Source organism: Streptomyces sp. NPDC104096, assembly GCF_055584385.1.
This window is the reverse complement of record NZ_JBVJMD010000027.1, coordinates 25,755-49,495: the sequence shown is the minus strand read 5'-3', so window position 1 is coordinate 49,495 and position 23,741 is coordinate 25,755. Positions and strand designations below refer to the sequence as shown.

Sequence of the window (23,741 nt, the reverse complement as noted above, 5' to 3'; positions counted from 1 at the left end):
GCATGACCCGCCTGATCCTCGCCACCCGCAACGCCGGAAAGATCACCGAACTGAGGTCGATCCTCGCCGACGCAGGACTGCCCCACGACCTCGTCGGCGCGGACGCCTACCCCGACATCCCCGACGTCAAGGAAACCGGCGTCACCTTCGCCGAGAACGCCCTCCTCAAGGCCCACGCCCTCGCCCAGGCCACCGGCCACCCCGCCGTGGCCGACGACTCCGGCCTGTGCGTCGACGTCCTGGGCGGCGCACCCGGCATCTTCTCCGCCCGCTGGGCCGGCCGCCACGGCGACGACAAGGCCAACCTGGACCTGCTCCTCGCCCAGCTCTCCGACATCGCCGAGGAACACCGCGGCGCCCACTTCGCCTGCGCGGCCGCCCTCGCCCTGCCCGACGGCACGGAACGCGTGGTCGAGGGCCGACTGCGGGGCGTCCTGCGCCACGCCCCGGCCGGCACGAACGGCTTCGGCTACGACCCGATCCTCCAGCCGGACGACGAGACCCGGACCTGCGCGGAACTGACCCCGTCCGAGAAGAACGCGATCAGCCACCGCGGCAAGGCGTTCCGGGGTCTGGTACCGGTGGTGCGGGAGCTGTTGGGCTGAGCTCGTACAACGGCCCCTCGTCTTCGATGACGAAGGCGAGGGGCTGATTTGTGCGCCCGGTCGGATTCGAACCGACAGACACGACCACCTAAAGATCGCCGCTCAGCCCTTGGCGTACGGGCGCCAGTGTCGGGCCTACTTTACTGGGCGACGTGCGTCGGCGTCTGCCGCCTCTGCACCAGGTGTCGGTAACCGCGTGGCAATTCGGGCACAACAACCGCAGGTTCGCCAGCCGGTCGTCGCTCCAGTCACCGTTGATGTGATCGACCTCCAGCGTCATGGGCCTGCCGAGCCACTCGGGGCCGACGCCGCATTCGGCGCACCTCTCCGGTTCACCCACCTCCAGCAGGGCTCGGCGCAGCAGATGGGACCTCGTTCTGCGGCTGCCGTCGTGCCGGACCAGGATGTCCGCAGCGAGCCTGAGCGGTACGCAGCCCGGTTTGCCCCGCCGGTGCGCTTGCCCCAGGAAATGGGTGGTGTCGAGGCCGTCCTCCGCCGCCCATTGGCGGAGCAGGCTGCGCAGCCTGGAGTTATAGGGCTCCATCCCCAGAGCGCGGAGCGCGTCCGCGAGGGAGGTCGCGCCCTCGACTGCACGGCGCAACTCGTCAGTGGCCGGTCTGGCGGATGTCGCCTTCCTTCGCTTCTGGCGAGGCATATGAGAGACGCCGATCCCGAAGTGCTCGAAGCGTCGGAAGAGGTGGCGGCGGAGCTGGCCGTATGGGCGAGTGCCGAAGAAGGCGATGACCTCCTCGATGTCAGAACACTGCGCGGCCGCCTCGGCCAGCTGCTCCCGGGTGTAATGCGTGCCCCCCTTCATGAGTTCCGCCCTTTGCCGCGTCCTCGATAACTGTCCGTCGTCGAATGGCAGTTGGGGCACAGGAGGCGCAGGTTTCCGATGCGGTTGTCGCGCCAGTTGCCGTCGATGTGGTCGACTTCGAGTGGCAGCGGATGCCCCTGCCACATCGCTTCGACCCCGCACAGAGCGCAGCGCTCCGGCATGCCAGAGGCCTTCATCGCCCATTTCAGGCGGTCGCTGGGGATACGGCGGGCGTCCGCCTCCGGCTGCTCGACGAGCAGTCCCTCGGGGGTCCGGGGCCGCCGTGGCTTGCCGCGCCGCGTCGGTACCTGAAAGTGCGACGTGTCGATCCCGTACGCCCTGATCCTGCGGCTGATGTGCGTGTGATGCCCGCCCACAACCTCCAGCCCAAGACGGCGCAGCACCTCGCACATGTTCGTCGACGCGGAGACCGCCGCTTGGAGCACCTCCCTGGTCCATCGCACCCCCTCGCGTTCGAAGTGCGACGTGTCCACCCCGAGCTTTCGCATCCGCTCCCGGAGGTATCCCCGCGTCGGACCCCCCGGCTCCACTCCCAGCCTCTCCAGCGCCTCGGACAGCGTCCGAGCCTCCCGGGCCGCCTCCTCCAGTCGCTCCCTGGTGTACGCGCTCGCGCCCATCGAGACCCCCTCCGTTCTCGGCCACCTGTTCGTGGCTCGTACGGACCAACGAGCAGCTCGTCGGACAGTCACGCCCGGAATGCAAAGCGGCCCGCGCCGGGTGTCCGGGGCGGGCCGCTTCACAGGTGCGGGACGGGGACCTCAGATGCCCAGGTCCTTGATGATCTTGGCTACGTGGCCCGTCGCGCGGACGTTGTAGAGGGCCCGCTCCACCTTGCCGTCCTCGTCCACGACGATCGTGGAGCGGATGACGCCCATGTAGGTCTTGCCGTAGTTCATCTTCTCGCCGAAGGCGCCGTACGCCTCCAGGACCGTCTTGTCGGGGTCGCCGACCAGCGTGACCTTCAGGGACTCCTTCTCGCGGAACTTGGCCAGCTTCTCCGGCTTGTCGGGGGAGACGCCGATGACGTCGTACCCGGCGCCGGCCAGGAGGTCCAGGTTGTCCGTGAAGTCGCACGCCTGCTTGGTGCAGCCGGGAGTCAGGGCCGCCGGGTAGAAGTAGACGATCACCTTGCGGCCCTTGTGGTCGGCCAGTGACACCTCGTTCCCGTCGGCGTCGGGCAGGGTGAAGGCGGGGGCGGTGTCCCCGGGCTGGAGTCGCTCGCTCATCGGCCTAGCGTAACCGGGGGTCCTGACCGTGCGGCGCGCCGCGAACCTGACAGACTGTCCGGAACAACGCATCAGCAGATTTTGGAGGCCGTACGGTGGCGGACACGTCGGAAACGTCGGACACCAGAAGCCCGGCGCAGATCGAGGCGGACATCAAGCGCCGTCGGGACGTTCTGGCGGAGACCCTCGACGAGATCGGTGTGCGGGTGCACCCCAAGACCATCGTCGGCGACGCCAAGGCCAAGGTCGTCTCCAACATCGACCACACGCTCGGACGGGCGTACGTCGGTGTGAACCGGGTCGTGAGCGATGTGAAGGCGCAGTTCGTCGACGAGACGGGCACGCCGAGGATGGAGCGGGTCGTGCCCGTCGCGCTGGTCGCGGTCGGCCTGGTCGGGCTGCTCGTCGTCGGTTCCAGGCGCCGCAGGCGCTGAGCGGCGGGCGACCCACCCGCGTACGGATTCGCAGAGGGCAGGTAGGTTCAAGGTGTGAGCGCCAACAGACACAGTTCGCAGCACGACAAGCTGCCCATCCGGATGCTGCACGACCGCGTACTCGTGCGGCAGGACACCGCCGAGGGCGAGCGGCGTTCCGGCGGCGGCATCCTCATCCCGGCCACGGCCGCCGTGGGGCGCCGGCTGGCCTGGGCCGAGGTCGTCGCGGTGGGGCAGAACGTACGCAGCGTGGAGCCGGGCGACCGGGTGCTGTACGACCCGGAGGACCGTGCCGAGGTCGAGGTGCGGGGCGTGGCGTACGTGCTCATGCGCGAGCGCGACCTGCACGCGGTGGCGGCGGACCGGTTCGAGGGGTCGGAGGACTCCACGGGGCTGTATCTCTGATTCCGCATCTTCGATCTCGCGGTCCGAGAGCGTTCGAGCACGTTCGAGAACGTAAGAGGGGGCTGGTGACCATGGTCACCAGCCCCCTCTTCGTGCTTTTGCTACGTTGGGAAGGAGCCCGACGAGACGCGCCGTACCGGGGTCACAGGCTGCCGACGCGGGTCGGCGAGCCGGCGTGACAGGGAAGGACGACGCACCCCGGAAGAGTCCGTACGTCTCGGAGGTGCCTGTCATGGCCTGGGTTCTGCTCGTCGTCGCCGGTCTGCTGGAGGTCGGCTGGTCGGTCGGCATGAAGTACACCGACGGTTTCACCCGCCTCGTGCCCAGTCTGCTCACGGGGTGCGGCATCGTCGCGAGCATGGTGCTGCTGTCGTACGCCACGAGGTCGCTGCCGATCGGCACGGCGTACGGAGTGTGGGTGGGGATCGGGGCGGCCGGTGCGGCGGTGGTCGGCATGGTGGTGCTGGGTGAGCCGGCGACCGCCGCCCGGATCTTCTTCGTGGGTCTGCTGCTGGTCGCCGTGGTGGGGCTGAAGGCGACCTCGGGTCACTGACCGGCGGACCGGCCGGTCACTCCCTGCGGGTGCCGAGGGCGCCCGTCCCCAGCGTGGTGCCGACGGTGCCGGTGCTGCCGGTGTCCCCGGTGGTGCCGCCGGTGGTCTCCCCGGACGAGCCGTCACCGGTGCCGCCGTCGGTCGTCGAGCCGGTGTTCCCGGTCGTGGTGGAGCCGTCGGCGCCGCCGCCCGTGGTGGAGCCGTCGGTGCCGCCGTCGGTCGGCGTGCCGGTGTTCCCGGTCGTGGTGGAGCCGTCGGTGCCGCCGTTGTCCGTGCCCTCGGTGGCGTTGCCGTCGTTCTGGCCGGAGGGCGCCTGGGCGCTCTGGGAGGGGTCGGGGAGCGGGGGCGCGGGCTGGTCGGCGCCCGCCTGGAGCTGGAGGTCGAAGTCGGTCACCGGCTTGCCCTTGAGGGCGTTCCTGGTGAACTGCGCCCAGATCTCGGTGGGGGCGCCGCCGCCGTTGACGCGCTGGAGGCCCATCGCGCCGTAGAGCGGGGTGTGGGCGGCGGTGACCGGGTCCTGGCCCATGACCGAGATGACGGTGGCCAGCTCGGGGGTGTAGCCGGCGAACCAGGCGGCCGTGTCGTTCTCGGCGGTGCCGGTCTTGCCGGCGGCGGGGCGGCCGGCGGCCTGGGCGGCGGTGGCGGTGCCGTTCTGGACGACGCTGCGCAGGACGTAGGTGGTGGTGTCGGCGGCTTCGCGGGTGACGGCCCGGCGGGTCTTCGCCTCGGGCGTGTCCATGATGCTCCGGCCGTCCTTGGTGACCTTGTCGATCATCGTGTACGCGCCGGCCTTGCCGTGGTTGGCGAGGGTGGCGTAGGCCTCCGCCATGTCGAGGACGCTGGCGGTGGCGGTGCCCAGGGCGATGGACGGGTAGGGGTTGAGGTCCTTGGTGGCGGCGGGGACGCCGAGGGCGACCGCGGTGTCCTTGACCTTCTGGGGGCCGACGTCGACGGCCATCTGCGCGTACACGGAGTTGACGGACTTGTCGGTGGCGGTGCCCACGGTGATGTTGCCGTAGGAGACGTCGTCCTCGTTGGCCGGCGCGTAGGCGTCGCCGTTCGAGCCCTGGACGGGCCGCTTGTTGGTCCCGTCGTAGTAGGTGTTCGGGGTGATGGCGCGGCCGTCCTGGGTCTTCGACCCGTTCTGGACGGCGGAGGTGAACACGAACGGCTTGAAGGTGGAGCCGACCTGGAAGTCCCCGCGGGTGGCGTTGTTCGTGTACTGCTTGATGTAGTCGACGCCGCCGTACATCGCGACGACCTTGCCGGTCTTGGGGTCGACGGCGGCGCCGCCCGCGCGGACGGAGTTGTCGACCTTGCGGTCCTTCTTGTCCAGCTTGGACATGAGCTTGTCGTTGACGGCGTCGACGAGGGCGTCCTGCTTGGACTTCTGGAGCGTGGTGGTGACGCGGTAGCCGCCGGCCTCCAGCTCGTCCGCGGTGACGATCTTGTTGTCCTTCAGGTATTCCTTGATCGCGTCGACGATGTAGCCGCGCTGCCCGGACATGCCCGTGGCGGCGGCGCTGTTCTCCTTCGGCGCCGGGAACTTCATGCCGGCGCGTTCGGAGGCGCTGAGCCAGCCCTTGGTGACCATGCCGTCGAGGACGTAGTTCCAGCGGGCCTGGGCGGCCGCCTTGTTCTCGGGGTGCGCGATGACGTCGTACTCGCTGGGCGCGTTGACCAGTGCGGCGAGGTAGGCGCCCTTGGCGGGGTCGAGGTCCACGGCGTCGACGCCGTAGTAGGCCTTGGCGGCGGCCTGGATGCCGTAGGCGTTGCGGCCGAAGTAGCTGGTGTTGAGGTAGCCCTCGAGGATCTTGTCCTTGCTCTCCGTGCGGTCGAGCTTGATGGAGATGAAGAACTCCTTCACCTTGCGCTTGGCGGTCTGCTCCTGCGCGAGGTAGTAGTTCTTGACGTACTGCTGGGTGATCGTGGAGCCGGACTGCTTGCCCTTGCCGGTGGCGGTGTTCCAGCCGGCCCGGAGCATCGCCTTGGGGTCGATCGCGGACTCGGTGTAGAAGTCGCGGTCCTCGGCGGCGAGCACGGCGTGCTGGGCGTCCTTGGAGACCTGGGCGAGGGTGACGTTCTCGCGGTTGATCTCGCCGTCCCGGGCGATCTCGGCGCCGTCGGCGTAGAGGTAGACGTTGCTCTGCTTGGTGGCGAGCGCGTTGGCCGGCGGGATCTTGACCATGGAGTAGCCGAGGAAGAACAGGCCGATCAGCAGCAGGACGCCGATGACGAGGGTGCTCAGCACCATGCGCCAGGTCGGGAAGATCCGGCGCCAGCCGGTGCGCTTGGGGCGCTTGGGCTTCTTCCCGCTGTTCACGGGCTCGGCGGCCTGGTCGGGTGCGACGGTCTGCACGGCCTGGGCGGTCCGGGGACCCTGGGGTGCGTAGCCGGCCTGCGCCTGTCCGTGCGCCTGCGCCGGTGCCGGCTGGGGTGCGTGGGCCGTCCGGGCGGCGGCCGCCGCCGCCGCGAGCGGGGCGGCCTGGGCGGGGACGGAGGGGCGGCGGGCGCCCTGCGCGGGAACCGAGGGGCGGGCGGTCCGGGCGGCGGTCGCGTCCGGCTCGGGGGTCACGCGGCGGAGCTGCGCGGTCGCGTCCGGTTCGGCGGTCACCCGGCGGAGCTGCGCGGTCGCGTCCGGCTCGGGGGTCACGCGGCGGAGCTGCGCGGTGGCGTCCGGCTCGGGCGTCGCCCGGGGGAGTCGCGCGGTCATCTCCGCCTCGGCCGCTCCGGCCTCGGCGTCGCTCGTGGCCGCCTCGTCACGCACGGCGGCTTCGGCGGCTTCGGCGGCCTTGGTGGTCTCGGTGGCCGGGGTGGGCCGGGCGGTCTCGGCGGCCCCCTGGTTCCCGGCGCCCCCGCCCTCGCCGCCCTCGCCGTCGCCCCGGCCGCCGCGGTCGCGGTCGCCGCCCGGCTCGTCGGCCGGCTGGGGTGCGCTCCGGGCCGGGCCCTCGGTCGGCTGCTGCGGCTGCGGCTCGTCGCTCATGTCGTGCACGGACTCCTGTTTCGCGTCGTACGTTCCCGTACGCCCTCGTACGCCTTCTCTGCCCCCAGTTAAAGACTGTCGCACCAAGCGTTTCGTTCCCGAAAATCGGCACGCGTTCCGCCGGAAATTGCGTGGTGTGCCGGGTCACACGCGCAGTAGGCTCCTGCGCTTCGGTGCCGGGCGGACCTGGAAGGCGGTGGGCGTGGGCGCGGGACGGTTGTACGGGGCCGTCGCGGCGGGGGGATTCCGACGGTACGCGACGTACCGGGTGGCCACGGCCGCGGGGGTCTTCACGAACACTGTTTTCGGCCTGATCCTGGTCTACACATATCTCGCACTGTGGGACGAGAAACCGCATCTGGGCGGCTACGACCAGGCGCAGGCGGTGACCTATGTGTGGCTGGGACAGGCTCTTCTGTCGACGCTCGCCCTGGGCGGCGGCGGGGTCGAGACGGAGCTGATGGAGCGCATCCGCACGGGCGACATCGCGATCGACCTGTACCGGCCTGCCGATCTCCAACTGTGGTGGCTGTCGGCCGACTTGGGCCGGGCCCTGTTCCAGTTGCTGGGGCGGGGCGTGGTGCCCTTCGTGTTCGGCGCGCTGCTCTTCCCGACCGCGTTGCCCCACGACGTGCTGACCTGGGCGGCCTTCCTGGTCGCGGTGGCGCTGGCGATGGTGGTCGGCTTCGGGGTGCGCTTCCTGGTGGCGCTGAGCGCGTTCTGGCTGATGGACGGCACGGGCGCGCAGCAGATGTCGTGGATCGTGGGGTTCTTCTGCTCGGGGATGATCGTCCCGTTGAACGTGTTCCCGGGTGAACTGGGCGACATCGTGCGGATGTTGCCGTGGTCGGCGTTGCTCCAGGCGCCGGCCGACGTGCTGTTGGGCGAGGCCGGCCCGTGGTCCACGTACGCCTTCCAGGCGGGGTGGGCGGTGGTGCTGCTGGGGGCGGGGCGGCTGGTGCAGTCGGCGGCGACGCGGCGGGTGGTGGTGCAGGGTGGCTGAGCCGGGGCGGTTCGCGGAGGGCGTGCGGGCGTACCGGCTGATCGCCGGGATGTGGATCCGCTCCACGATGGCCTACCGGGCGTCCTTCGTCATGACGACGTTCGGGAACTTCGCGGCGACCGCGCTGGACTTCGTGGCGATCCTTTTGATGTTCTCCCGGGTGGACGCGCTGGGCGGCTGGTCGCTGCCGGAGGTCGCGTTCCTCTACGGCCTGTCCGGGATGGCGTTCGGGCTGGCCGATCTGGCGATCGGGTCGATGGACCGGCTGGGCGGCCGGGTGCGGGACGGGACGCTGGACACCCTGCTGGTGCGGCCGGTGCCGGTGCTCGCGCAGGTGGCCGCCGACCGGTTCGGGCTGCGCAGACTGGGCCGGGTGGTGCAGGGGGCGCTGGTGCTGGGTTACGCGCTGGCGTCGCTCGGCATCGACTGGACCCCGGCCAGGGTGCTGCTGATGCCGTGGATGGTGGTGAGCGGCTGCGGGATCTTCGGCGCGGTGTTCGTCGCGGGCGCGGCCTTCCAGTTCGTGGCGCAGGACGCCTCGGAGGTGCAGAACGCGTTCACGTACGGCGGTACGACGCTGCTCCAGTATCCGCCGACCGTGTTCGCCCAGGACCTGGTGCGGGGGGTGACGTTCGTGCTGCCGCTGGCCTTCGTCAACTGGCTGCCGGCGAGCTACGTGCTGGGGCGGCCGCTGCCGCTGGGGCTGCCCGGCTGGGTGGCGTTCGCCGGTCCTGCGGTGGCGGTGGCCTGCTGCGCGCTGGCGGGCGTGGCCTGGCGGGCGGGACTGCGGGCCTATCGGAGTACGGGAAGTTAGGAGGGACCCGGGGCATGAGCGGTACGGGCGACGTGGGCGGTTCTCCCGGTGAGGGTGGTGCTCTCGGTGAGGGCGGCGCTCTCATCGAACTCGACCGGGTCGAGAAGGTCTTCTCCGTGCGCAGGAAGACGGGCTTCCTGCGCCGGGAGTCGCGGCAGGTGCGGGCGGTGGACTCGATCTCCTTCACGGTCGTGCGCGGGGAGATGGTGGGCTACATCGGGCCGAACGGCGCCGGGAAGTCGACCACCATCAAGATGCTGACCGGCATCCTGACGCCCAGCGCCGGCCGGCTGCGGGTCGCGGGCATCGACCCGTCCCGTGAGCGCGCGCGGCTGGCACGGCGTATCGGGGTGGTGTTCGGGCAGCGGACGACCCTGTGGTGGGACCTGCCGTTGATCGACTCGTACCGGTTGATACACCGTATGTACCGCATCCCGGACGGGCGTTACCGGGAGAACCTCGACCGGTGCGTGGAACTCCTGGAACTCGGCGACCTGTTGGACGTTCCGGTACGGCAGCTTTCACTGGGGCAGCGGATGCGCGGTGACATCGCGGCGGCCCTGCTGCACGATCCGGAGGTGCTCTACCTCGACGAGCCGACCATCGGTCTGGACGTGATCTCCAAGGCCAGGGTGCGGGAGTTCCTGCGCGAGCTGAACGCCGAGCGCGGCACGACGGTGCTGCTGACCACGCACGACCTCCAGGACATCGAGCAGTTGTGCTCGCGGGTGATGGTGATCGACCACGGGCGGCTGGTGTACGACGGCGCGCTGGCGGGGCTGCACGAGGTGGGGGAGAGCGAGCGGACCCTGGTGGTGGACCTGGAGCGGGAGGTGCCGCCGGTCGAGGTGCCGGGGGCGCGGGTGGTGAAGGTGGAGGGGCCGCGGCAGTGGCTGGCCTTCCCCGCGACCGAGTCGGCGGCGCCGCTGGTGGCGCGGATCGCGGCGTCGTACCCGCTGGTCGATCTGTCGGTGCGGGAGCCGGACATCGAGGCCGTGATCGCCAAGATGCTGTGGTCGACGGACGCGACGCGACCTCCGGCGGGGGCGGAGCCGGGAGCGGGGACCCTCGAGCCCCCGACGGAGAGGGCCGGCGCGTAGTGCCGGGAGCCGGGAACTCGTAGGCTGTCGGGCATGACCGACGATGCCCCGGAGCTGCGTGCCTCCGACGCCGATCGTGAGCGAGTCGCCGAGGTCCTGCGGGACGCCGTCGCCGAAGGCCGCCTCGACATGGAGGAGTTCGAGGAGCGGCTGGAGGCGACGTACAAGGCGCGGACGTACGGCGAACTGGCCCCGATCACCCGTGACCTGCCGTCGGCCGGGGTCACGCCGCCCTCCGTTTCCCTGATCAAGGAGCCCGAGGGCGACGGGAGTTGGGCGGGGCGGATCGTCGGCGGCGAGGGTTCGTCGCCGTGGGCCGTCGCCGTGATGTCCGGCTTCCAGCGCAGGGGGCGCTGGACGATGCCGAAGCGGTTCAACTGCTTCGCCTTCTGGGGCGGCGGTGAGATCGACCTGCGCGAGGCGAACTTCGCCGACCGCGAGGTGGAGATCAACTGCGTCGCGATCATGGGCGGGTTGAACGTCATCGTGCCGCCCGGCGTCGAGGTCGTGGTGCGCGGCATCGGCATCATGGGCGGCTTCGACCACACCCAGGCGGGCGTGCCGGGGGACCCGGGGGCGCCGAGGGTGATCCTGAGCGGCTTCGCCTTCTGGGGCGGGGTGGGCGTCGAGCGCAAGGTGACACGGGCCGAGCGGCTGCGCCTGAAGGAGGAGCGGCGCCAGGAGAAGCTGGACCGCAAGGCCGCGATGCGGGACCTGCACTCCACCTTCCGCGACGAGGTGGAGGGCGCGCACCGCAAGATGCTCGACGGCCACCGCGACCTGCGGCGGGCGCACCACGAGGAGCGGCGGGAAGCGCAGCGGGAGCGGCGGGACGCCCGACGCGAGGAGCGCCACCGGCGGCGGTACGAGGACTGAGCGGCACCGGCGGCCGTACGAGGACCCGAGCGGGCTCTGCCGGGACCCGGACCGGGTCCCGGCAGAGCCCGCTCGGGTCCCGCCTGTCCGTCCGCCGACGCTCCGCCGGTCACAGCCGTGCCGGAGCCGACCCCTTCAGATCCTCCAGGTCGAGCGCCCGGGCCATGGCCCGGTAGCCCTTGTCGCTGGGGTGGAGGTGGTCGCCGGAGTCGTAGTCGGGGCGGAACGCGCGGGGGTCGTACGGGTCGCGCAGCGCCTCGTCGAAGTCGACGACCGTGTCGTACACCTTCCCGGCCCGGATCACGGCGTTGACCTCCTGGCGGACTTCCTCGCGGACGTCGGTGTAGCGGGGGTGGCCCTGGAAGGGCATCAGCGTCGCGCCGACGACCTTGATCCCCCGGGCGTGCGCCTGTCGTACCAGCTCGCGCAGGCCGTCGAGGATCGCCCCGGGGTCGGCGCGCTGCTCGCTGCGCAGGATGTCGTTGATGCCGAGGTCGATGACGACGACCTTGACGTTCGGGCGGTCCAGTACGTCCCGTGCGAAGCGCTTCAGACCGCTGGTGTTGCCCGCGGGGCTGCCCGGCCCCCCGTCGACGAGGACGCGGTTGCCGCTGATGCCCTCGTTGACCACGCTGTAGCGGGGCACGTCCGCACCCGAGCCGAGGGCCGTCCGCAGCCGGTCCGAAAGGGCGTCCGGCCAGCGGCGGTTGGCGTTCTCGGTGGAGGTGACGCCGTCGGTCAGCGAGTCGCCGAGGGCGACGACGGTGCCGTCGGCCTCGTTGCTCAGCACGTCCAGGGCGGTCAGGTAGCGCCAGTGGCCGTCGTGCTCCCCGTACGGCGTCCCCGTCGCGTCCTGGACGTGGTCGCCGTCGGCGGCGTAACTGATCTGGCGGGCCGCCTCGTGGTAGGTGACCGGGCCGGAGGAGGCGGGGGAGTAGGTGCTGACGAGGAGGTCGGCGCCGCGCGGGACGAGCAGGGGCACGGCGTCGCTGACCGTCTGCCCGCCCGCCGGTATGACGACCGAACCGGCGCCGCCGAAGCTGAGCCGGCGCAGGGTGCCGGTGGCCGCGGCGGCGGTGTCCGGACCGGCGGCGACGGCGATCGAGGCGCGGGTGACGGTCAGCGGCCGGGTGCCGTAGAGGTTGGACAGGGTGATGCGGGCACTCGTACCGGAGGCACTCGCGTGCACGACGTTGCGTATCGAGCGGCCCGCCGTGCCGGTCGTCTCCGTGCCCGGCTCGGCGCCGGACGGGGAGGCGGACCAGGCGCCGACCCAGACGCCGGTGGAGGCGGGGACGGCGTCGGCGCGGACGGGGGAACCGCCGTTCTTCGCGCCGGTGCGGCCGGCGCCGACCGAGACGCCCACGTATATGGCGGCGGACAGGGCCACGATCAGGGCGGTGATCGCGGACAGCAGGGCACAACCGTGACGCCTGGTCATGCGGCGCGGGTCTCCTCGGGCATGGGGAGCCCGGGGCTCCGCTGTGACAGCTCATGAAGGACGGAGAGGCCCGGCTTGCTCGGAACCCCCCTCGAACCTTCCTCGAACACAAACGACGGGAACTCTTGTTCCGTTCCAGGAGTCCGTCACTGAGGGACGAGGAAGGGACAATAGGTCCGAGGGGCAGCGAACGGGTGGAGTGGATGAACGTCACGAATCAGGACGAAGCAGACGAAGCGACCGAAGAGGGTTCGCCCGCCGCGAGCCGGCGCACGATGACGACCTTCAGCCCCGCCGACGAGGAGAAGCGGCGGGGGGTGCGCAGGATGAAACTCACCGCGACCGGCCTGCTGCTCCTCGTGGCCCTCGTCTACGTCCTCGCCACCGTGGCCCGGCACTCCGGCGCCGGGGTCTGGACGGCGTACGTCGCCGCGGCCGCCGAGGCCGGCATGGTCGGCGCGCTCGCCGACTGGTTCGCGGTCACCGCCCTGTTCCGCCATCCCCTCGGCCTGCCCATCCCGCACACCGCGATCATCCCCAACAAGAAGGATCAGCTCGGCGTCTCCCTGGGGGAGTTCGTCGGCGAGAACTTCCTCTCCGAGGACGTCGTACGGCAGCGGCTGCGCGCCGTCGGCATCGGCAGCCGCCTCGGCACCTGGCTGGCGGATCCCGAGCACGCCGACCGGGTGACGGCCGAACTGGCCACCGCCCTGCGCGGCGCGCTGACCGTGCTGCGCGACTCCGACGTGCAGGCGGTGGTCAGCGAGGCGATCACCCGCCGCGCCGGCGCCCAGGAGATCGCGCCCGGCATCGGGAAACTGCTGGAGCGGATAGTCGGTGACGGAGGTCACCGCCGGGCGGTGGACCTCGTCGTGGCCCGCGCGCACGACTGGCTGGTGCTGCACGGCGACTCCGTGATGGACGCGGTGCAGGGCGGCGCGCCCGGCTGGACCCCGCGGTTCGTGGACCGCAAGGTCGGTGAGCGCGTCTACAAGGAGCTGCTGCGCTTCGTCACCGAGATGCGCGACATGCCCTCCCACCCGGCCCGTGGCGCCCTGGACCGCTTCCTCACCGACTTCGCCTCCGACCTCCAGTCCGACACCGACACCCGCGCGCGGGTCGAACGGCTCAAGGGCGAGGTGCTGGGCCGCGGCGAGGTCCAGGACCTGATCGGGTCCGTCTGGACGGCCGTACGGTCCATGATCGTGTCGGCGGCGGAGGACGAGCGCAGCGAGCTGCGGCTGCGGGTACGGGCCTCGCTGCTGACGCTGGGCGCCCGGATGGCGAACGAACCGAAGGTGCAGGAGAAGGTCGACAGCTGGGTGGAGGGCGCGGCGGTGCACGTCGTGACGACGTACCGCAAGGAGATCACCTCCCTGATCACGGACACCGTCGCGAGCTGGGACGCCCGCCACACCACGAAGAAGATCGAGGCCCACATCGGCCGAGACCTCCAGTTCATCCGGATCAACGGCACGGTGGTCGGCTCACTGGCGGGCCTGGCGATCTACACGCTGTCCCGGGTCCTGGGGGCGTAGGCGGGACGGGGCGGGGCGCGGCTCGGCTCGGCGGAGGGAGTGGACCGGCAGGTCCGGGGCACCCGGAAAGCGTTCTCGCTCGACGACGAGGAGGGGGCGCATGACCACCGCGCAGGCCACGAGCGGCCGTACCGTCACCACCAACATTCCCGCCCGCCTGGACCGCCTGCCGTGGTCGCGCTGGCACTGGACGATCGTCATCGGCCTCGGCACGGTGTGGATCCTCGACGGCCTGGAGGTCACGGTCGTCGGCAACATCGCCAGCCGTCTCTCGGAGCCGGGCAGCGGTCTGCCGATCAGCTCGGGCCAGATCACGGGCATCGCGGCAGCGCTGTACGTGGCCGGCGCGTGCGTGGGCGCGCTGTTCTGGGGCCGGCTGACCGACAAATGGGGCCGTAAGCGGCTCTTCATGATCACCCTCGCCGTCTACCTGGCCGCCACCGCCCTCACCGCGGTCTCCTTCTCCCCCTGGTGGTTCTTCACCTTCCGCTTCCTGACCGGTTTCGGCATCGGCGGCGAGTACGCGGCGATCAACTCCGCGATCGACGAGCTGATCCCCGCGAGGTTCCGCGGCCGCGTCGACCTGATCATCAACGGCAGCTTCTGGCTGGGCGCGGTGGGCGGTTCGCTGCTGTCGATCGTGGCGCTGGACACGGACATCTTCCCGGCCGATCTCGGCTGGCGCCTGACCTTCGCCCTGGGCGCGGTGCTCGCGCTGGTCATCCTGCTCGTACGACGTCACGTCCCGGAGAGCCCGCGGTGGCTGCTGATCCACGGCAGGGACCGGGAGGCGGAGGAGCTCGTCACGTCGATCGAGGAGAAGGTGGAGACGCAGAAGGGCGAGCGACTCGCGCGCCCGGAAGGCGAGATCACCATCCACCAGCGCAGCAGCGTGAGCTTCGCGGAGATCGCCCGCACGCTGTTCGCCGACTACCGCAAGCGCTCGGTCCTGGGCTTCTCGCTCTTCATCGGCCAGGCGTTCCTGTACAACGCGATCACCTTCGGCTTCGGCGCGATCCTGACGACGTTCTTCAAAGTGCCGAGCGGCAACACCGGTTACTACTTCGCGGTCATAGCGGTCGGCAACTTCTGCGGCCCGCTGCTGCTGGGCAAGCTGTTCGACACGGTGGGCCGCCGAGTCATGATCTCGGGAACCTATCTCCTCTCCGGCCTCCTCCTCTTCGGCACGGCGTGGCTGTTCGACCGGGGCTCCCTGACCGCGACGACGATGACGGCGTGCTGGTGCGCGGTGCTGTTCTTCGCCTCGGCAGGCGCCTCCAGCGCCTACCTGACCGTCTCCGAGATCTTCCCGATGGAGACCAGGGCCATGTCCATCGCCTTCTTCTACGCCCTCGGCACGGCCGCCGGCGGCATCAGCGGCCCCCTGCTCTTCGCGGACCTGACCAGCACCGGCAAGGTCGCCGACACGGTCCTCGCCTTCCAGATCGGCGCGGCCCTGATGTGCGCGGCGGGCCTGGTGGCGGCGTTCCTGGCGGTGAACGCCGAACGCCGCTCGCTGGAGGACATCGCCCGCCCGCTGACGGCGGTGGCGGACAAGGCCCGCACGGCGGCGGCGAAGCCCCGCGGCACGAAGGGGCCGCACGTGAAGTCGGCGTAGCGCTCACCGCGCCCCGGACCGTTTCCGGCTTTTGACCGGACCTCCAGGACGTGGATCAGACCCCGGTCGTTGACCCGGGCCGGACGATCATCAGCACCGTCACGGCCGCCCAGAGCAGATTGAACATCCCGGTGAACATGGCGAGCCGCACGGTCGCCCCGGCCGTCCCGCCCCCTTCGGCGAGCACCTCCTGCCGGGGCAGCACCAGCACGGCCAGCACGAGCGCGGCCAGCGCGGTCAGCACGATGGAGGCGATCAGCCAGCCGTCACCGAGCACGCCCATGTTGCTCGCCGTGGCGAACCCGAACACGGGAACGACGACACCGACGACGGCGTACACCCGGCATATCCGGTGCAGCAGCCGTACGGTCTCCACCGCCCGGAGATCGTCCGGCGCGGCCAGCGCCCGGCGCGCGGCGGGCGGGAACATGCTGGCGGCGACGGTCACGGGCCCGATCGCGACGATCGCGGCAAGGACATGGACGGCGAGAAGGAACTTGTTCACGCCCCGACGGTAGGCGGCGGCCCACCGGTACAGAAGTGGCAGGAGTGCCATGGACCAACGGATTCTCGCCACCACCTGCCGTACGGCCGCTGTCGGCCGTACGACGTCGAGGCGAGGACGGCCCGCGGCCGCTCCCGGTGTCGTCGTTGCGGGGTCACGCCTGCCGGTCGGCGACGGCCCAGGACGCCAGGGCGACGGCCCCCGCCACCCCGAACACGGCGGGCCAGGCGCCCACCTTCTTGGCCAGCGGGTGGGACCCGGCGAACGCGGCGACGTACGCGGCGGTCAGCGCACCCGCGGCCGCCCCGCCGGCCTGCTCCCGCCACTGCCGGGCGGCAGCGACCCCGGCCACGGCCAGCACGGCCCCACCGAGCTGCCGCTTCTTCGTCCACCGGGCAACCCCGTACCCACCGACGAGCCCACCCGCAGCCACCACCGCACTGGGAACCTTCGCCATGATTACCTCCTCATTTGTCCCCCTGAGGCTAACGTCCTGGCTCAGCGCGACGGACTTGCCCCCTGGTGCGGGGCTCGGTCGCATGGCTGTCCCAGGCCACGCCCTTCACTGGTTCCGGTACTCCCGCTTCAGCCGGATCGAGAGGTCGATGCCCTCCTGGACCGCAAGTTCGAACTTGGGGTCCTGACGGAGGCGGATCCTTCCCCGATAGTCGACGATCACCGCGGCGACCGCGCTCAGGTCCGTCTCCGTCGACGTATTCAGCGCATACTGAAGATCCGCATCGAAGGACTCCCGGTCACCGGGAAAGCCATGCCCGGCCCGGAGTGCGGCTCGGAGCTCGCCGAGGGTCCTCAATGGCATGGCAGGTGCGGACGCTTGCGGATTCTGCGCGCTCACCATCCGCTCTCCAGACCTCCTTGATCATGCGGTCGACTGTCCTTTGCGACGGATCAGAGCTTGCCGCGTTTGTCTCCCGGACCTCACCGGCGGTACTCAACGTCCGCAGGGGAAAGGCAGGTTGCCGACATGCAGCACGGGGCGGGCGCGTGGTGATGGCTGGAACGACGAGCTGGGGAACTGGCGACACTGTCACCTTGCGGAGGCAGCCAGAAAGTGACGCCACGCCGAGGCCGACACAGCTATACGAGGACCGTCGGGCCGCTTGGAGTCCCGCACATGGACGCCGGATGCTACGAACGCCGTCTCCACGCATTCGGTGGCGTTGCCGCCGCTGTACGACGACTTGAACCAGGCGGATTCGGAGACGGGCTCAGGACTGGCCGACATTCACAGCTCCTTGCGAGCGCGATGGATCATGGCGGAGGAGGCCTCCATGTCCAACGCTTGCGCCTGGAGGTACTCGAACGCAAGTCTGTATCGGCTTAGCTCCTCGTCCTTCTCCAGGAAGAGCGAGCCGGTGTGGAAGTCGACGTACACCACATCAAGGGCTGGTTCGGAGCCGCCGATGATGACAAAGCTTCCCAGCGCTGCCGCGTGGGCGCCTTTGGCGAAGGGCAGCACCTGAAGAGTGATGTGCGGGGACTCGTTCGCTTCCAGCAAGCGGTCCAACTGTTCCTGCATGATCCGGGGTGACCCGACGACGCGGCGGATCACAGATTCGTCGAGGATCGCCCACAAGCGGAGAGGCTTCGGCCGGTCGAGAATCTGCTGCCGTTTCATGCGGATGTCGACCAGACGCTCGATTTCCGCTGGTGCCAAAGGGACTTCGTTGGCCCTCTGTAGCGCTGTGCTGTACGCGCGTGTCTGAAGGAGACCGGGGACGTAGACACAGGCGAAATGACTCTCGCGTACGGCCTCGTCCTCAAGTGTGAGCAGCAGGTTCATGCTCTCCGGGATGGAATCAGCGAAGGAGCTCCACCAGCCTTGCTGCTTCGCGTCCCTTGCCAGCCCAACAATGGCCGTGCGCTCGAGCTCTGTTGATCCGTACGCTCGGCACAACCCATCGATAACAAGCCACTTGACCGGTCCTGACTGAGTCTCGTACCGGCTGACCGTCGCTTTCGAGACGCCGACGAGCTGCCCGGCCTCCTCAAGGGTCAGCCCCGCGCGAGCGCGCAATTTGCGCATCATCGCGCCTAGTTGCCGACGCCGGGTGGTGATCCGTTCGGGCATGCGGCTCCTTTGCCGTGGCCGGACGGTGGGTCCGGCGCTCCCCGTCAGGCTAGGCAGCCCGTACGCGGCTTCACTACCGGATTCACCCGATAGATTCCGATGAGAAGTTACGCAGAGAGAGTTCTCTATGCGATGCTCACTCACGGATCGCTACGCAGTGCAGTCGTACGGATACGGCAGGCGCAGCACGTGCGTGGCGCGTGAGGGAGGAGCGGCCTATGTCTGGCTGCGAAGTCACTGAACCTCGACCTCGACTCCGTTGTGTCCTGCCCTTTGAGGCGGCGCCGGCGGAAGTGCGTTTGCTTCGGAGGGCCACGGCGGCACAGCTGAGCAGATGGGGTGTGCCCGTTGCCGCTGGCGAAGCGGAACTGCTCGTCACTGAGCTGGCGACGAACGTCGTCAAGCATGTCGGCGAGGGTTCATCAGCCACTCTGGTCCTTGAATGGCGCGGGGAGCGGTTGCGTCTCGAAGTGCATGACAAGAGCCGGGCTGTGCCGTCACCGGGAACGCCCGACTGTGAGGCGGAGTGCGGCCGCGGTCTGCACATGCTCGCGGCCCTGGCGGTGGACTGGGGCACTGTGCTGACCGCGGTGGGGAAGGCGGTCTGGTGCGAGATCTGGATCGGCTCAGGCCGGACGTGCCGACGCATCGAGCGCGCAGTTACGGCGCTGGAGGGCTATCAGGGGATCAGCCGTGGTGCTCCGCTGCGCGTGAACGGGCGGGATGTCGGGCTTGAGGAAACCGCTGTGGAACTGATCGCCGATCTGCTCCACTGGACTGCCGCTCGCGGACTCGACCCGGACGATGTCCTCGATCGCGCTCAGATGCATTACGAAGCCGAAGCTGCCTAGCGGGCAGCGTTTGAGTGGCCTCCCTTATGCGTCTCCGTGAGCGGCTGCCGTCGTGAAGTCGGTCACCACTTCACGCCTCAGTTGCCGCTCTCGGCATGGACTGCCGCGTTGTCGCCCGCCTTGGGGCTGGCGCTGTGGGGGGAGCGGCGCTTCAGGGCGCTGCTCCGCGTCTCAGATTTCCGCCTCAGCGGCATCGTATGAACGTTCGAAAAGCTTGTAGCTGATGACTAAGGTGGTGCAGGGGATGCCGCACACTGGTGTGTGCCGCCGTGTCGAGTCGCAATGTCAGTGGGTCGTGTCACCCTCTGTGATGGCTGCCGTATGAGGCGTCACTGGTATTCGTGCAAGAGGAGGGGCCATGACCGGGACTGACCGGGGCTACACGTCGATCGAGATCTGCGCTGGCGCTGGCGGACAAGCGATCGGGCTGCACATGGCCGGTTTCAGGCATCTTGCTCTCGTCGAGATCGACAAGTACGCGGCGGCGACCCTGCGCGAGAACATCGAGGTGCACCCGAAGTGGGACTGGGAGCGCGCCAACTGCGATGTTCTCTGCCAGGACGTGGTGGAGTTCGATCCCGCGCGTGACCTGGTGAAGAGTGCCGGTCTCTACAAGCGGGGTGAGGTCGACCTGCTTGCCGGGGGTGTGCCGTGCCCGCCTTTCTCCCACGCTGGCAAGCAGCTCGGTGAAGACGATGAGCGTGATCTCTTTCCGCGCATCCTGGAGCTGGCCGAACTCATCCGCCCTCGCGCAGTGATGATCGAGAACGTCCGTGGACTCATGGACCCCAAGTTCGACGACTACCGGTCGCGGATCCAGGCCAGCCTTGAGGAGATGGAGCCCGACGAGGACGGACGGCCAGGCTACGAGGTCGTGGGGTGGAAGGTTTACGAGGCGGCGGAGTTCGGTGTTCCGCAGCTTCGGCCGCGCTCCATCCTTGTCGCCTTCCGGAAAGACGTCCTCAAGGACCTGAAGTACGAAGCTCCGGCGCCCAGTGCCGAGACGGTAACCGTCAAGGATGCGCTTGAAGAGACGATGATGGAGCGCATCAAGCCGTTCTTGGACGGACCTCAAGCTGCCCAGGCGCAGAAGGTGTTCGACGATTGGGCGGACGGCGCTAAGAAGGGCGTAGCCCCCACGCTCGTAGGCGGCTCCAAGAAGCACGGAGGCGCTGACCTCGGTCCCAGCCGGGCTAAGAAGGCGTGGGAGAAGCTGGGTGTCTCGGGCCTGGGCGTGGCCAACGCGCCAGTGGACGGCAAACCGACCGGCACCGAGCATCGCGATCTGTTCCGTACCGGGGGGCCCATGCTCACGGTTCGCCAGGCCGCGATCATCCAGGGGTTCCCGACGTACTGGGAATTCACGGGAGGCAAGACGGCTCAGTACCGGCAGGTCGGGAATGCATTTCCGCCGCCCGTCGCACAGGCCATCGGCGAATCGATCATGGAAGTGCTCAAGGCGGACCGCAATCGCGCCGCCAGCCAGTGACTGAGGGTGACTGAGGGTGGCTGAGCGGCGGCGCGCATAGGCGGCGTCGCAGCTCAGCCGTCCGTCAGGGCAGTCGGCTGTTCAAGTGCGCGAGTAGGGCATGGATGTCATCGGCGTCCATGCCCATACCCGTGATCTCCTCCTCTTGGAGGTCGCCGAGCTGGCGCACCGCAGGATCGTCGAGCACGCTGCCCAGGAAGTGCAGCTTCTCTTCGAGGCGCATGGCAACGATTTCGTCGATGGTGCCCCGGGCCGCTAGTACCGTCACGCGTGTCACGGTGTCCGGAGGCAGTCCGAGACGGTGAATGCGGTCGAGACTCTGCAGGAAGCGGCCAGCCATGAAGTCGCGGTCCACGTACACGGCATCGTGGCAAACCTGGTGAAGGCTGATGCCTTCGCCAAGGGTGGCGGGATTGGAGATCAGGACCATGCAGGACGGGTCCTCGCGAAAGCGGCTCAGCTCAGCTTCCCGCTCCTGGCCCGAAGTAGCGCCGTAAACAGAAGCCGGGGCATGCGGTGCCAGCAGCTCCTCCAGGGTTTTCTGGCTTCTGATGAACCCAGTCCACACCAGTGTCTTGCGGTCGGCCTGCGCGTTCCTGGCGACGATCCGAACAGTTTCGGCGTACTTCGGTGAGAGCTCATGCCGAGGAAGCCGCTGGAGCAACGTATGCAATGAGTCGCTGTCAGGGATGTCGAGTGCGGGCAGCTGGAAGGCGAGCGGATCGTAGGGGCTGTCACTCGGGGCCAGCAGCGCCGGGCTGATGGCGGCCATCAGCATGCGCATCGCCGCCTTGCCGAGAGAAGCCAGATCACCACGGCGAGCGGATGGCTGCCCTTTGAGTGCCTTGTACAACTCGCGGTGCAGTGGGGGAAGGTCGACGTATCGGACCACGGGTTCGAAGGGCGGGAGCCCCAGTTCCTTCTTCGTCGTCCGGGTGAACAGCGGACGCAGGGCCCGGCTGGCGTAAGCGAGGTCGCCGCCGCCGACAGCCTCGACTACGAGCTGTTTACCACGCCCCGGCCAGACGAACGAGAGCAGGTTCTCCAGGTCCCGGGCGCTGTTTGGGGCTGGCGTCCCAGTGAGGATGAGACGCCGGCGGGCCAGTGGCCCGAGCGAGAGACAGGCAGCGCCGTACGTGCCACGCGCTCCGAGTTTCATCCGATGCGCCTCATCGAGCACGAACATAGCCGGGGCTGTACGCAGCCACTCTGACAGCCGGCTGACGGAGCTGGACAGCCGCTCGTAGTTGACCAGGACGACATCAGCTTCTGGATCCAGGGATCCGTTGTCCATCACGGAGACTTGCAGCGGTTCCTTGAAGCAGACGTCACCTTCGAAACGCCAGGATTCATACGCTGCTTTAGGGCAGACGACGAGCAGACGCCGGACTTCGCCCCGCTCTCGCAGGGCGCTGAACACGGCCAGTGCCGTGCGGGTCTTGCCGGCGCCGGGAACACTGAAGTTCGCACCATGACCCAGGGACAGCAACTCCCCGATATCACGCAGCTGGAATGAAGTCAGGTCCGCTTGCCAGCCTGCGCTGAGCAGGGTGTGGATGCCTTCTGGCGCGGTCGGCACCGACGGGGCGTCGGCAGACAGCGAGTCCAGCTTGGTTTGCACGGTCTCGGAGTCATCGAGAACACCAGTCACCAGGCTGGCCAGCTCCGGTTCCCACTCGACGTCGGAGTGGGGCCAGCCTGCCAGTTCGCCGATGACGGAGAGGAAGCTGTCCAGGTCGGTATCCGACGTCAGCGGGCCCAGCTGGCCACCCGGAGTTACCCGCGTGGCCAGCATGCCGAAGTCTCTTTCCAGGCCTGGCCTGGCACGCAGCACCGCCCGCGTTCGCGTGACGTCGAACGCGATGCGCAGAGACGGGCTGTCCGAGTGTGTCACCGCTGGCCCGCCACGGCTTCACGCAGCCAAGACAGGCCCTCTCCTGGCAGCTGAATGGTCTTTGCGGCCTCAGCGGACACCTTCGTCAAGGCTTGCTGGAGCGCGATCAGAGCGTCGTCGAAGGCGCCCTCGTCCAAGCTGTTGTTGCCACGGGCCATCACCAGGTCAGTAACGCACTGCTGGAGATCGTCCACTGCGGCGACGACCCGGTCGGGAGCGGCAAGCCGCTTCTTCTGCTTGCGGTTCTCATCAACAGCGGCCCGGATCGATTCGCCGAATGCTTCCCTCAGAAGGGTCACGGAGCGGTTGGCGTCCGTGATCGCCTCGGGAGTCGCGACGGCTGGGGACTTCTGCGTGGCCTTCGCCCGGAGGAGCGCGTCAGTGAGGGCGCGTGCCTGGACCGCCGCGGAACTTGGGGCGGGGACGGAACGATTGAGGCCCGGGATGGAAACCGCCTTTGGCGGCTCCGGTGCCACAGCCCGGGATTCCTCAGGCAGGCGATGCTCTAGAAACTTCTCGCGGAAGTCGGCACGGATGGCCCGGATGTCAGTCTTGGCGATATCGAGAACGATGGCTGCAAGCCGGTACTCAAGAAGCGTGTCTGCCTTTTCCTTGCTGTTCGCCTTCTCCTTCACGTAGGCCCGATACAGCTCAGCGAAGCGCTCCTGGGCGTCCTCGAAGTCCATAAGGCGCAGCTTGATCCGGTCGTGCTCGCTGCGCTTTACCAAATCACGCAACTGCCCGAGGACCCAGGTGTCCCGTTCCAGCGCTGGTGTCGACGTGTGGAACAGCTTGGAGATGGCGGGAAGCGGAAGCCCCAGCTGGATCTGCTCCTCAACGGCCATGAGGCGATTGATGTAGGAGTACTCACGTCGGCGATCAGGCCTGAGCTGCAGCGACAGTTCGACTGAACGGATGTCGTCCCAGGTGCAGCTGGCCGGCAGCACGCCTACGCGGATGATCTCGACGCCCAGTTCCTTGAGCGCCGCACGGCGGGTGTTCCCGTTGACGAGTACACCCTCACGGGAGATGAGCCCCGGCTCGTTCTGACGGTGATCGCGAAGACTCTCCATCAGCTTGCTGAAATCCGGATCGCGCTGGTGCGGGTCAGAAGGCTTCGCCATCAGCAGATGGTGCAGATACCTCTGCCCTGCGTCGGACCATGTGTCCTTCGCCAGTTCCTGTTCCTGCAAGGGGTCGTGCGCGCGCTGCGCACTGACTCTGTGCGTCGCGGGGTTGTAGTAGAGATGATCCACTGGCATGTCGATGACCTCGACGTGGATCGGGCGGCCCCGGAACTCCACGCGGAGCGTCTCCGGCACCGCGTCGCCTGCGCGCGCGTCCTGAAGCCGCTGCTCGACCAGGGCGCGGTTCTTCTCCGCGGTCGGCGGGACGCCAAAGTCCGTCGGCATGGGTACCTCTCGTAACTGGGGTGAGCTTGGGGAACGAAGGGGGGCGTGCCGACACCTGGTCCGC

Annotated in this window: 24 protein-coding genes and 1 tRNA gene; 12 read left to right on the top strand and 13 right to left on the bottom strand. The window is 69.1% G+C overall.

The window, feature by feature from the left end; translation table 11 throughout:
- Positions 1 to 2 precede the first annotated feature (2 nt).
- The gene (gene rdgB / locus ACZ60B_RS25375; protein WP_469390664.1) at positions 3 to 605 is read left to right on the top strand and encodes an RdgB/HAM1 family non-canonical purine NTP pyrophosphatase; all 603 of its coding nucleotides are present in this window, start codon (positions 3 to 5) and stop codon (positions 603 to 605) included.
- Between the two features lie 51 nt (positions 606 to 656).
- Here the strand turns inward: rdgB and ACZ60B_RS25370 are convergent.
- From ACZ60B_RS25370 to bcp, 4 genes are all read right to left on the bottom strand, one after another.
- Positions 657 to 729, bottom strand: a tRNA-Leu gene (locus ACZ60B_RS25370).
- Positions 694 to 1,422, bottom strand: coding sequence for an HNH endonuclease signature motif containing protein (locus tag ACZ60B_RS25365; RefSeq protein WP_469390662.1), 729 nt, complete (start codon positions 1,420 to 1,422; stop codon positions 694 to 696). The genes ACZ60B_RS25370 and ACZ60B_RS25365 overlap by 36 nt, the downstream gene beginning before the upstream one ends.
- Positions 1,419 to 2,060, bottom strand: coding sequence for an HNH endonuclease signature motif containing protein (locus ACZ60B_RS25360; RefSeq protein WP_469390660.1), 642 nt, complete (start codon positions 2,058 to 2,060; stop codon positions 1,419 to 1,421). The genes ACZ60B_RS25365 and ACZ60B_RS25360 overlap by 4 nt, the downstream gene beginning before the upstream one ends.
- A 141-nt stretch (positions 2,061 to 2,201) precedes the next feature.
- Complete coding sequence (bcp, locus tag ACZ60B_RS25355) at positions 2,202 to 2,669, bottom strand: thioredoxin-dependent thiol peroxidase (protein WP_384724442.1); 468 nt, start codon at positions 2,667 to 2,669, stop codon at positions 2,202 to 2,204.
- A gap of 95 nt (positions 2,670 to 2,764) precedes the next feature.
- Between bcp and ACZ60B_RS25350 the strand changes: the two genes are divergently transcribed.
- The 3 genes from ACZ60B_RS25350 to sugE all read left to right on the top strand — a co-directional run bounded on the left by ACZ60B_RS25350 (position 2,765) and on the right by sugE (position 4,061).
- The gene (locus ACZ60B_RS25350) at positions 2,765 to 3,103 is read left to right on the top strand and encodes a DUF3618 domain-containing protein (protein WP_469390658.1); all 339 of its coding nucleotides are present in this window, start codon (positions 2,765 to 2,767) and stop codon (positions 3,101 to 3,103) included.
- Positions 3,104 to 3,205: 102 nt separating this feature from the next.
- Positions 3,206 to 3,508 (top strand): GroES family chaperonin, encoded by a 303-nt coding sequence (locus ACZ60B_RS25345; protein WP_450661011.1) that lies wholly within the window; start codon positions 3,206 to 3,208, stop codon positions 3,506 to 3,508.
- A 232-nt stretch (positions 3,509 to 3,740) separates the two neighbouring features.
- Positions 3,741 to 4,061 (top strand): quaternary ammonium compound efflux SMR transporter SugE, encoded by a 321-nt coding sequence (sugE, locus tag ACZ60B_RS25340; RefSeq protein WP_469390656.1) that lies wholly within the window; start codon positions 3,741 to 3,743, stop codon positions 4,059 to 4,061.
- 16 nt (positions 4,062 to 4,077) lie between these two features.
- Here the strand turns inward: sugE and ACZ60B_RS25335 are convergent, their stop codons facing one another.
- Positions 4,078 to 6,774: a transglycosylase domain-containing protein gene (locus ACZ60B_RS25335; protein WP_469390758.1), complete on the bottom strand. Its 2,697-nt coding sequence runs from the start codon at positions 6,772 to 6,774 to the stop codon at positions 4,078 to 4,080.
- 472 nt (positions 6,775 to 7,246) lie between these two features.
- Between ACZ60B_RS25335 and ACZ60B_RS25330 the strand changes: the two genes are divergently transcribed.
- From ACZ60B_RS25330 to ACZ60B_RS25315, 4 genes are read left to right on the top strand one after another with little or no spacing between them, the layout of a single operon-like run.
- Positions 7,247 to 8,047 (top strand): ABC transporter permease, encoded by an 801-nt coding sequence (locus ACZ60B_RS25330; protein ID WP_469390756.1) that lies wholly within the window; start codon positions 7,247 to 7,249, stop codon positions 8,045 to 8,047.
- 49 nt (positions 8,048 to 8,096) lie between these two features.
- Complete coding sequence (locus ACZ60B_RS25325) at positions 8,097 to 8,861, top strand: ABC transporter permease (protein WP_469390753.1); 765 nt, start codon at positions 8,097 to 8,099, stop codon at positions 8,859 to 8,861.
- 14 nt (positions 8,862 to 8,875) lie between these two features.
- Complete coding sequence (locus ACZ60B_RS25320) at positions 8,876 to 9,961, top strand: ABC transporter ATP-binding protein (protein ID WP_469390653.1); 1,086 nt, start codon at positions 8,876 to 8,878, stop codon at positions 9,959 to 9,961.
- Positions 9,962 to 9,994: 33 nt separating this feature from the next.
- A complete protein-coding gene (locus tag ACZ60B_RS25315; RefSeq protein WP_469390651.1) occupies positions 9,995 to 10,837 on the top strand; it encodes a DUF1707 SHOCT-like domain-containing protein in 843 nt (280 codons plus the stop codon).
- Between the two features lie 109 nt (positions 10,838 to 10,946).
- On the opposite strand, the gene ACZ60B_RS25310 is transcribed toward ACZ60B_RS25315, so the two are convergent.
- Positions 10,947 to 12,278: an SGNH/GDSL hydrolase family protein gene (locus ACZ60B_RS25310; RefSeq protein ID WP_469390649.1), complete on the bottom strand. Its 1,332-nt coding sequence runs from the start codon at positions 12,276 to 12,278 to the stop codon at positions 10,947 to 10,949.
- Positions 12,279 to 12,553: 275 nt separating this feature from the next.
- Between ACZ60B_RS25310 and ACZ60B_RS25305 the strand changes: the two genes are divergently transcribed.
- Positions 12,554 to 13,816, top strand: a complete 1,263-nt coding sequence (locus tag ACZ60B_RS25305) for a DUF445 domain-containing protein (RefSeq protein ID WP_469390751.1) — start codon at positions 12,554 to 12,556, stop codon at positions 13,814 to 13,816.
- 100 nt (positions 13,817 to 13,916) lie between these two features.
- Positions 13,917 to 15,434 carry an MFS transporter gene (locus ACZ60B_RS25300; protein ID WP_469390647.1) on the top strand — a complete coding sequence of 506 codons (1,518 nt, stop codon included), beginning with the start codon at positions 13,917 to 13,919 and terminating at the stop codon, positions 15,432 to 15,434.
- A 55-nt stretch (positions 15,435 to 15,489) separates the two neighbouring features.
- On the opposite strand, the gene ACZ60B_RS25295 is transcribed toward ACZ60B_RS25300, so the two are convergent.
- From ACZ60B_RS25295 to ACZ60B_RS25275, 5 genes are all read right to left on the bottom strand, one after another.
- On the bottom strand, positions 15,490 to 15,939 hold the full coding sequence (locus ACZ60B_RS25295; protein ID WP_469390645.1) for a hypothetical protein: 450 nt from the start codon (positions 15,937 to 15,939) through the stop codon (positions 15,490 to 15,492).
- A 154-nt stretch (positions 15,940 to 16,093) separates the two neighbouring features.
- Positions 16,094 to 16,396, bottom strand: a complete 303-nt coding sequence (locus ACZ60B_RS25290) for a hypothetical protein (RefSeq protein ID WP_392610853.1) — start codon at positions 16,394 to 16,396, stop codon at positions 16,094 to 16,096.
- A 105-nt stretch (positions 16,397 to 16,501) separates the two neighbouring features.
- Complete coding sequence (locus ACZ60B_RS25285) at positions 16,502 to 16,798, bottom strand: hypothetical protein (RefSeq protein WP_469390642.1); 297 nt, start codon at positions 16,796 to 16,798, stop codon at positions 16,502 to 16,504.
- Positions 16,799 to 16,987: 189 nt separating this feature from the next.
- Entirely contained in the window at positions 16,988 to 17,185 is a 198-nt protein-coding gene (locus ACZ60B_RS25280; RefSeq protein ID WP_469390640.1) for a DUF397 domain-containing protein, read from the bottom strand.
- Positions 17,186 to 18,031, bottom strand: coding sequence for a helix-turn-helix domain-containing protein (locus tag ACZ60B_RS25275; RefSeq protein WP_469390638.1), 846 nt, complete (start codon positions 18,029 to 18,031; stop codon positions 17,186 to 17,188). It abuts the gene before it with no gap.
- Between the two features lie 218 nt (positions 18,032 to 18,249).
- Between ACZ60B_RS25275 and ACZ60B_RS25270 the strand changes: the two genes are divergently transcribed.
- Both ACZ60B_RS25270 and ACZ60B_RS25265 read left to right on the top strand, forming a co-directional pair.
- The gene (locus tag ACZ60B_RS25270; protein WP_469390636.1) at positions 18,250 to 18,882 is read left to right on the top strand and encodes an ATP-binding protein; all 633 of its coding nucleotides are present in this window, start codon (positions 18,250 to 18,252) and stop codon (positions 18,880 to 18,882) included.
- Between the two features lie 358 nt (positions 18,883 to 19,240).
- Positions 19,241 to 20,371: a DNA cytosine methyltransferase gene (locus tag ACZ60B_RS25265; protein ID WP_469390634.1), complete on the top strand. Its 1,131-nt coding sequence runs from the start codon at positions 19,241 to 19,243 to the stop codon at positions 20,369 to 20,371.
- A gap of 64 nt (positions 20,372 to 20,435) precedes the next feature.
- Here ACZ60B_RS25265 and ACZ60B_RS25260 read toward each other — a convergent pair whose 3' ends face one another.
- Both ACZ60B_RS25260 and ACZ60B_RS25255 read right to left on the bottom strand, forming a co-directional pair.
- Positions 20,436 to 22,265 (bottom strand): DEAD/DEAH box helicase, encoded by a 1,830-nt coding sequence (locus ACZ60B_RS25260; protein ID WP_469390632.1) that lies wholly within the window; start codon positions 22,263 to 22,265, stop codon positions 20,436 to 20,438.
- Positions 22,262 to 23,677: a ParB N-terminal domain-containing protein gene (locus tag ACZ60B_RS25255; RefSeq protein ID WP_469390630.1), complete on the bottom strand. Its 1,416-nt coding sequence runs from the start codon at positions 23,675 to 23,677 to the stop codon at positions 22,262 to 22,264. Before ACZ60B_RS25255 ends, ACZ60B_RS25260 begins: the two co-directional genes overlap by 4 nt.
- Between the last annotated feature and the right edge of the window lie 64 nt (positions 23,678 to 23,741).

Excerpts from the sequence above, each read along its gene's own strand:
- rdgB (WP_469390664.1), top strand. The coding sequence starts at position 3 with ATGACCCGCCTGATCCTCGCCACCCGCAACGCCGGAAAGATCACCGAA.
- ACZ60B_RS25365 (WP_469390662.1), bottom strand. The coding sequence starts at position 1,422 with ATGAAGGGGGGCACGCATTACACCCGGGAGCAGCTGGCCGAGGCGGCC.
- ACZ60B_RS25360 (WP_469390660.1), bottom strand. The coding sequence starts at position 2,060 with ATGGGCGCGAGCGCGTACACCAGGGAGCGACTGGAGGAGGCGGCCCGG.
- bcp (WP_384724442.1), bottom strand. The coding sequence starts at position 2,669 with ATGAGCGAGCGACTCCAGCCCGGGGACACCGCCCCCGCCTTCACCCTG.
- ACZ60B_RS25345 (WP_450661011.1), top strand. The coding sequence starts at position 3,206 with ATGCTGCACGACCGCGTACTCGTGCGGCAGGACACCGCCGAGGGCGAG.
- sugE (WP_469390656.1), top strand. The coding sequence starts at position 3,741 with ATGGCCTGGGTTCTGCTCGTCGTCGCCGGTCTGCTGGAGGTCGGCTGG.
- ACZ60B_RS25335 (WP_469390758.1), bottom strand. The coding sequence starts at position 6,774 with ATGACCGCGCGACTCCCCCGGGCGACGCCCGAGCCGGACGCCACCGCG.
- ACZ60B_RS25325 (WP_469390753.1), top strand. The coding sequence starts at position 8,097 with ATGTGGATCCGCTCCACGATGGCCTACCGGGCGTCCTTCGTCATGACG.
- ACZ60B_RS25320 (WP_469390653.1), top strand. The coding sequence starts at position 8,876 with ATGAGCGGTACGGGCGACGTGGGCGGTTCTCCCGGTGAGGGTGGTGCT.
- ACZ60B_RS25315 (WP_469390651.1), top strand. The coding sequence starts at position 9,995 with ATGACCGACGATGCCCCGGAGCTGCGTGCCTCCGACGCCGATCGTGAG.
- ACZ60B_RS25310 (WP_469390649.1), bottom strand. The coding sequence starts at position 12,278 with ATGACCAGGCGTCACGGTTGTGCCCTGCTGTCCGCGATCACCGCCCTG.
- ACZ60B_RS25305 (WP_469390751.1), top strand. The coding sequence starts at position 12,554 with ATGACGACCTTCAGCCCCGCCGACGAGGAGAAGCGGCGGGGGGTGCGC.
- ACZ60B_RS25300 (WP_469390647.1), top strand. The coding sequence starts at position 13,917 with ATGACCACCGCGCAGGCCACGAGCGGCCGTACCGTCACCACCAACATT.
- ACZ60B_RS25290 (WP_392610853.1), bottom strand. The coding sequence starts at position 16,396 with ATGGCGAAGGTTCCCAGTGCGGTGGTGGCTGCGGGTGGGCTCGTCGGT.
- ACZ60B_RS25285 (WP_469390642.1), bottom strand. The coding sequence starts at position 16,798 with ATGGTGAGCGCGCAGAATCCGCAAGCGTCCGCACCTGCCATGCCATTG.
- ACZ60B_RS25280 (WP_469390640.1), bottom strand. The coding sequence starts at position 17,185 with ATGTCGGCCAGTCCTGAGCCCGTCTCCGAATCCGCCTGGTTCAAGTCG.
- ACZ60B_RS25275 (WP_469390638.1), bottom strand. The coding sequence starts at position 18,031 with ATGCCCGAACGGATCACCACCCGGCGTCGGCAACTAGGCGCGATGATG.
- ACZ60B_RS25270 (WP_469390636.1), top strand. The coding sequence starts at position 18,250 with ATGTCTGGCTGCGAAGTCACTGAACCTCGACCTCGACTCCGTTGTGTC.
- ACZ60B_RS25265 (WP_469390634.1), top strand. The coding sequence starts at position 19,241 with ATGACCGGGACTGACCGGGGCTACACGTCGATCGAGATCTGCGCTGGC.
- ACZ60B_RS25255 (WP_469390630.1), bottom strand. The coding sequence starts at position 23,677 with ATGCCGACGGACTTTGGCGTCCCGCCGACCGCGGAGAAGAACCGCGCC.